Annotated in this window: 6 protein-coding genes; 4 read left to right on the top strand and 2 right to left on the bottom strand. The window is 67.3% G+C overall.

What is annotated here, in order from left to right; genetic code table 11:
• Nucleotides 1-427: 427 nt before the first annotated feature.
• Nucleotides 428-1,519, top strand: a complete 1,092-nt coding sequence (locus tag AC1VAN_RS10015) for a helix-turn-helix domain-containing protein (RefSeq protein ID WP_442252104.1) — start codon at nucleotides 428-430, stop codon at nucleotides 1,517-1,519.
• 38 nt (nucleotides 1,520-1,557) lie between these two features.
• Here the strand turns inward: AC1VAN_RS10015 and AC1VAN_RS10010 are convergent, their stop codons facing one another.
• On the bottom strand, nucleotides 1,558-2,040 hold the full coding sequence (locus AC1VAN_RS10010; RefSeq protein ID WP_480985734.1) for a YajQ family cyclic di-GMP-binding protein: 483 nt from the start codon (nucleotides 2,038-2,040) through the stop codon (nucleotides 1,558-1,560).
• Between the two features lie 83 nt (nucleotides 2,041-2,123).
• Between AC1VAN_RS10010 and AC1VAN_RS10005 the strand changes: the two genes are divergently transcribed.
• From AC1VAN_RS10005 to AC1VAN_RS09995, 3 genes are all read left to right on the top strand, one after another.
• Nucleotides 2,124-3,020, top strand: coding sequence for a DMT family transporter (locus AC1VAN_RS10005; RefSeq protein WP_480985733.1), 897 nt, complete (start codon nucleotides 2,124-2,126; stop codon nucleotides 3,018-3,020).
• A 151-nt stretch (nucleotides 3,021-3,171) separates the two neighbouring features.
• Nucleotides 3,172-4,179 carry a methionine ABC transporter ATP-binding protein gene (locus tag AC1VAN_RS10000; protein ID WP_025877309.1) on the top strand — a complete coding sequence of 336 codons (1,008 nt, stop codon included), beginning with the start codon at nucleotides 3,172-3,174 and terminating at the stop codon, nucleotides 4,177-4,179.
• A complete protein-coding gene (locus AC1VAN_RS09995; protein ID WP_025877307.1) occupies nucleotides 4,176-4,865 on the top strand; it encodes a methionine ABC transporter permease in 690 nt (229 codons plus the stop codon). The genes AC1VAN_RS10000 and AC1VAN_RS09995 overlap by 4 nt, the downstream gene beginning before the upstream one ends.
• 72 nt (nucleotides 4,866-4,937) lie before the next feature.
• On the opposite strand, the gene AC1VAN_RS09990 is transcribed toward AC1VAN_RS09995, so the two are convergent.
• Nucleotides 4,938-5,385 (bottom strand): lipocalin family protein (locus tag AC1VAN_RS09990; RefSeq protein ID WP_480985732.1); only part of this gene is annotated, 448 nt, incomplete at its 5' end.

The raw sequence follows: 5,385 nt of genomic DNA, 5'->3' as shown, positions 1-5,385 counted from the left end.
AAGTACGTCCATGTAAGCTCGATCGCGCCATCCATGGCGCTCACGCCCCCGCAACCGGACCCACCCCGCCTTCGACGGGTTCCCGCTGCTGTTGGTGGGTGGGGACCGTTGGTCGGCACGCGGCTGTTGGCGGGTGTCGACCACGCTGCTGTTGGTGGGTGTCGACCTTGGTCGACACGTAGATCCACGCCATGCGTGGATGAATGCCGGACGAGAATGGAAGCGCATTTCCCGGCTTGGCGCTGTGCTGGGGTGATCGTGGGTTCCCGCGATCTGTCGAAACGGCATGGGCTGCTCTTGGTGGGTGTCGACCTTGGTCGACACGCAGATCCACGCCATGCATGGATGAATGCCCAACGAAATGGAAACGCTCCGTTGTTGACACGTAACGCGGGCATGGCGTGTGTGGGTGTACGCTGCATGCATGATGGCCACGACAGTCGGGCAACAGCAGCTGGTGGCGGCTAGGGCCGCCTTCGCCGAAGGCGACGTGCAGTCGCTGGCGATGCTGCCCTTGCCGTTGCAGCAGTCCTGGCAGCGCTCGCATGCGGCGGGTGTGCGCCCCGGGCAGGAGCCGTATTACCCGCCGTTGCAGGGCAACGGACACCGCTTGGAGTCCCGCGATGACCGCCGCCTGGCGCGTTGCGTGCAGCCGGAACTGGAGCAGTTGTGGGCCGCGTTCGGTGCGCGTGGCTGGACGATGTTCTGCGCCAACCGCGAGGGCATGGTGATCGTGCATCGCGCCCATGGCCTGGAAGATGCAGCGCTGCTGCGGCCGATCCAGGTGGGCCGGCGGCTGGGCGAGGCCGAGATCGGTACCACCGCGCCTGCGGTCAGCCTGGCCGACGACCTGCCCGCATTGGTACGCGGCAATGAACACTATCTGCAGCGGTTCGCCCCCGTGTTCTGCCTGAGTGAGCCGCTGCATGACCTGCAGGGGAAGGTCTGCGGTGCGATCGACATCACTGGGCTGGGGGAACGCGATCCGGCGTTGCTGCAGGGCTATTTCCGGCAGGCAGCGCTGGCCATCGAGAACCGCTTGATGCACACGCTCAGCGATGTGCATCTGCTGGCGGTGCAGCATGATCCGCGCTGGTTGGCATCACCGCTGCAGGGCCTGTTGGCGGTGCAGGAAGACGGCCAGTTGCTTTGCGCCAATCGCGTCGCCCGGCGCCTGCTCGGCCTGCCGCGGCGTGGGCCGCTGCCGCTGCTTTCGCTGGACACGCTGTTTGCCGGCGCCAGCGCAGCACAGCGACGTCGACTGCTGCAGCCCGGCCCTGCGCATCGGGTGCGACTGGGCGAGGGCAGTGCGGTCCATCTGCAGCATCTGCAGGCACCGCGCGCCGCACGGACACGTTCACCAGCTACGGCCGCAGCGCCCGTGCAGGCGGCACCATTGCGTGACCAGCAGCGCAATGCGGCACGGCGAGCCGCCCATACCGCCGAAGGCAACCTCAGCCTCGCCGCACGCCAGCTCGGCATCTCGCGGACAACGCTGTACAAACTGCTGCGCGAGTGAGGCCGGCCACGTAGGCCGGCGCTACATCGCGGTGTCGATCAATCGCGGAAGTTGTTGAACTGCAGCGGCAGTTCGAACTTGCCGGCCTTCAGCACGGCGATGGCGTCCTGCAGGTCGTCGCGCTTCTTGCCCATCACCCGCAGCTTGTCGCCGTTGATCTGSGWTTCCACCTTSAGCTTGGCTTCCTTCAGCGCCGCAGCGATCTTCTTGGCGATCTTCTGCTCGATGCCCTGCTTGACGGTGATCTTCTGCCGGGCCTGCGCAAGGTTGGTTTCCACGTCGCCATATTCCAGGCTGAGCACGTCGATGCTGCGGGCGGCCAGGCGAGCGCGCAGGATGTCGTTCATCTGCTTGAGCTGGAACTCGCTCGGTGCGGACTGGGTGATCACTTCGCCGTCGCGCTCGAACTTGGCGTCCACGCCCTTGAAGTCGAAACGGGTGGCAAGCTCGCGGTTGGCCTGGTCGAGCGCATTGGTCAGTTCGTGGGTGTCGACTTCGGACACAACGTCGAAGGAAGGCATGGGCGTTACTCCGCAGAAATCAGTGGCGGCCATTCTATCGCGCCGGTCGCGGCGGCAACGCCCGTGGTCGGCGATAATGGGCCATGAACGTGCAACGCTCCCCTTCGCGCGCCGTGGCCTGGATGGTCGCTGCTGTCGCCTGTTTCTCGCTGATGGACGCCGGCATGAAGCAGCTCTCGGCTGGCTATCCCTCGCTGCAGGTCACCTTCCTGCGTGGCGCGGCGTCGCTGCCCTTCGTGCTGGTCTGGGTGTTGGCCAGTGCCGGGCCACGCTCGCTGATCCCGCGCCGCTGGGGGCTGCACCTGCTGCGCGGCGGGCTGGGCATGGCGATGATCGGCTGCTTCGTGTTCGCCCTGCGCGACCTGCCGCTGTCCACCGCCTACACCATTTATTTCGTCGCGCCGCTGCTGATTGCCGCACTGTCGGTGCCGCTGCTGGGCGAGCGGGTCGGGCCGCGGCGCTGGGTCGCCATCGGCATCGGCCTGGTCGGCGTGCTGGTGGTGCTGCGGCCGGGCGTGGGCGGTTTCATCTCGGTGCCGGGCCTGATGGTGCTGGCCGCCGCCACCGCCTATGCCATCGCCGCGATCACCGTCAGCCTGCTGACCCGCACCGATAYCTCGCAGTCGATGGTGGTCTGGTTCCTGGTCATCATGGCCATCGGCGCCGGGCTGCTGGCTATCCCCGGCTGGGTGCCGCTGCAGATGGCGCATGCGCCGTTGATCGCCGGCATGGGCCTGGCCGGGGCGCTGGGCCAGATCGCGCTGACCAAGGCCTTCCAGTTGGGTGAGGCATCGATGATCGCACCGCTCGAATACAGCGGCCTGGTCTGGGTGATCGGCTGGGACCTGGCCTTCTGGGGACAGCTGCCCGATGGCTACATCTGGGCGGGCGCGGCAATCATCGTCGCCTCGGGCCTGTACCTGCTGCACCGCGAACGGGTGAACCGGCAGGAGCCGCCGAAACCGTTGGACCATCCCTGAACCGATCTGGCTGGGGACGGGGCCGCCGATATGCCGATGCGGGCGTCTTAGAACCAAAAGGAATAACATTCTGGCCCATGGCGCGGGCGCGCGAGCGCCAGCGCTGGTAGGCTGCACGCCCCTTCCATCGCCCTCCCGGTGAGCTGATCCCGTGATCGAGTTCCAGCGCCTGCACAAATCCTATGCCGTTGCCGGCCGCGCGGTCAGCGCGCTGCAGCCGCTGGACCTGACCATCGAGGCCGGCGAGGTGTTCGGCATCATCGGTCATTCCGGTGCGGGCAAATCGACGCTGATCCGCATGATCAACCGCCTGGAGGAGCCCAGTGGTGGCCGCCTGCTGATCGCCGGCGAAGATGTCACCGCGCTGGATCCGGAAGGCCTGCGCGCGCTGCGCCGCCGGATCGGCATGATCTTCCAGCACTTCAACCTGCTGTCCTCGCGCACGGTGGCCGGCAATGTCGCCTTCCCGCTGGAGCTGGCCGGTACGCCGAAGGCCGAGATCGATGCGCGCGTCGCCGAGCTGCTGCAGACCGTGGGCCTGCAGGCGCATGCGGACAAGTACCCGGCGCAGTTGTCGGGCGGCCAGAAGCAACGTGTGGGCATCGCCCGCGCACTGGCCACCCGCCCGCAGATCCTGCTGTGCGACGAGGCCACCAGCGCGCTCGATCCGCAGACCACCGCGTCGGTGCTGGCGCTGCTGTCGAAGATCAACCGCGAACTGGGCCTGACCATCGTGCTGATCACCCACGAGATGGACGTGATCCGTCGCGTCTGCGACCGCGTGGCCGTGCTCGATGCCGGCCAGCTGGTCGAGACCGGCCCGGTAACGAAGGTGTTCCTGCACCCGCAGCACCCGACCACCCGCCGTTTCGTCAGCGAATCGGAGCAGGTGGACGAGGGCACCCTGCACCGCGACTTCGACGCGGTCGGTGGCCGTGTCGTGCGCCTGACCTTCCTCGGCGCCGACACCTACGAACCCCTGCTCGGCAGCGTCGCGCGGCAGACCGGGGTCGACTACAACATCCTGTCCGGGCGTATCGACCGGATCAAGGACACCCCGTATGGCCAGCTGATCGTCGCCCTGGTGGGCGGTGACCAGTCCGCCGCGCAGGCCGCATTCGTGGCTGCCGGCGTGCATGTTGAGGAACTGCGTCGATGATCATCGCCACCGCCGGCGGCTTCTTCCGTCACCTGGATGCGGGCAAGTGGGCCGACATCGGCCAGGCCACCATCGACACCCTGCTGATGCTGGCCGGTTCGCTGCCGCTGACCCTGGCCATCGGCCTGCCGCTGGGCGTGCTGCTGTACCTGTTCGGTGCGCCACAGCTGAAACGCCGGCCGGTTGCCTACGGCGTGCTGGCGCTGGTGGTGAACCTGCTGCGCTCGGTGCCCTTCATCATCCTGATGATCGTGCTGATCCCGGTGACCCTGTTCATGATGGGCACCTCGCTGGGCGTGCGTGGCGCGATCGTGCCGCTGGTCATCGGCGCTGCGCCGTTCTATGCGCGGCTGGTGGAAACCGCGCTGCGTGAAGTGGACCGCGGGGTGATCGAGGCGACCCAGGCAATGGGTGCCACCACCTGGCAGCTGGTCACCCGCGTGCTGCTGCCCGAAGCACGGCCGGGCCTGATTGCCGGTGCCACGGTGACTACCGTGGCCCTGATCGGCTTCACCGCGATGGGCGGTGCGATCGGTTCCGGTGGCCTGGGCGACCTGGCCTTCCGCGACGGCTACCAGCGCTCGCACACCGACGTGGCGCTGGTCACGGTGGTCCTTTTGCTGGTGCTGGTGCAGCTGCTGCAGATGCTGGGCGACCGCCTGGTCGCGCATTACAGCCGCAGATAACAGAATGCCGGGCGGCGCCCGGCATCGTTCAGGGTGGTGCCGGCCGCTGGCCGGCACTACCACCGTGTGCAGTCAACGCACGTTCGGTACTTCGTAGCCCAGCTTGCCGACCTGCTCGGCGTGCTGCGGCACGCGCTTGAGCTTGTCGGTGTTGACCCCGTACTCGTCGCGCAGGCGTTCGGCCAGGTCCTTGTACAGGGCCTTGTCCATGTCAGGCGTGCGGGCGAAGATCCAGGCCATCTCGCGGCCCGGGTAGCCGATCAGCGCCCAGGAATAGTCCGGCGCTACTTCCAGTACCCGCGAATGGGTCGGCACGACCCGGTAGAACCAGGTGCGCCAGCCGTGGTTGCCACTGTCGGGATCGACGCTGGCGCGCGCACGGATTTCCTGCAGCGGTTCACCGAAACCATCGCGGTAGCGATAGGTGATGGCGACCTTGTGGTCCTCGCGCAGCTCGTACTGGTTGACGCTGGCGACGTGGCCGCGCTCGATGAAGTTCGGCACGCGGCCGATCACGTAC

The sequence above is a fragment of the Stenotrophomonas sp. 05L44_2 genome (assembly GCF_056665995.1).
Note: the sequence above shows the minus strand (reverse complement) of the source record. Positions and strands in the feature narration are given on the sequence as shown.

Coding starts and splice junctions, on each gene's coding strand:
- AC1VAN_RS10015 (WP_442252104.1), top strand. CDS start 428: ATGGCCACGACAGTCGGGCAACAGCAGCTGGTGGCGGCTAGGGCCGCC.
- AC1VAN_RS09995 (WP_025877307.1), top strand. CDS start 4,176: ATGATCATCGCCACCGCCGGCGGCTTCTTCCGTCACCTGGATGCGGGC.